1 protein-coding gene is annotated in these 996 nt (G+C 68.1%); it reads right to left on the bottom strand.

Annotation, left to right across the window (positions count from 1 at the left end; translation table 11 throughout):
• Window positions 1-97: 97 nt before the first annotated feature.
• Entirely contained in the window at window positions 98-586 is a 489-nt protein-coding gene (locus ACXJKH_RS21215; RefSeq protein WP_457322333.1) for an NDR1/HIN1-like protein, read from the bottom strand.
• Window positions 587-996 lie beyond the last annotated feature (410 nt).

The following is a 996-nucleotide window of genomic DNA, read 5'->3' as shown; positions in this document are numbered from 1 at the left end:
CGTCATGCAGGGCGAAACGGATATCGGAAAGCGGTGCGGTGTAGCTGCTCATCGTCAGGTCTCGATCAGGTGCAAAGGGATACGGGAAGTGCGCCGGTCAGCGCAGCACGCCGGGCAGGCCGGGGGCCTGGTTGAGGGTGCTGTGGTTGTCGACGTCGAAGCTGCGTTGTTTCTTTTCCTGCGGGGTGGCGCTGACCGTGCCCTTGAGCGCGTAGGCGAGGGTACGGTTGCCGGCGAGGGCATCGGCGACGACCAGGCGGGCGTTGGAGCTGGGCTGCAGCTGCACGTTGATGACGTCGGCGGAGACGCCACCGATGGACAGGGCGGGGCGGGTGGTGAGGGTRCCGGCCGCTTCGTCGCCGACGCTGAGGGTCAGGCTGACGCTGTCGAAGGTCATGGGCATGGAGCTGAAGTTCTGCAGCCGCAGGGCGATATCCCAACCGCCGTCGGCGCGTACGGTGAGCTGCTGGACGCTGGCGGCCGGGGGCGAGACGCGCTTGACGACGCCGCTGTTGCAGGCGGCCAGGGCCAGGGCGGTGCCGGCGAGCAGGGCGACGGTGAGGGCGGTACGGAGGCGGTGGTGCATGGGCGCAATCCTTGGGCGGGTGCTGCGTGGGTCAAAGCATACTACGGCGTATGGTGGTTGTGCCGGCGTTGAGGTCGGTGTTGTAAAGGGTAGTGGGTGTGGGGGTTGGATTGTTTTTTTCGAGGCCAAAGCCAAGGCCGGAGCCAGGGCCGGAGCCAGGGCCGGAGCCAGCGCGGCTTCCGGGTTGCTGGGGGAGGGTGGGGCTGGGTGGGWTGGCGGGACACGCCGTGAAYCCGTCCATGGRGGCTCGCAGGCGCCATCCATGGCGCCTGACGGTCCCGCCAACCCACCCAGCCCCACCCCGCAGACGTTACGGGTGCGGTTGGGAGGGCAACGGCAACGGCGATGGACGGGTAGTGGGGCGGACTACCGATGGAGACGGGGGCTGTGAGGATGGAAGGGAGTAGGAA

This window comes from Stenotrophomonas sp. P5_B8, from assembly GCF_054049855.1.
This window is presented reverse-complemented; position numbering and strand designations above follow the sequence as displayed.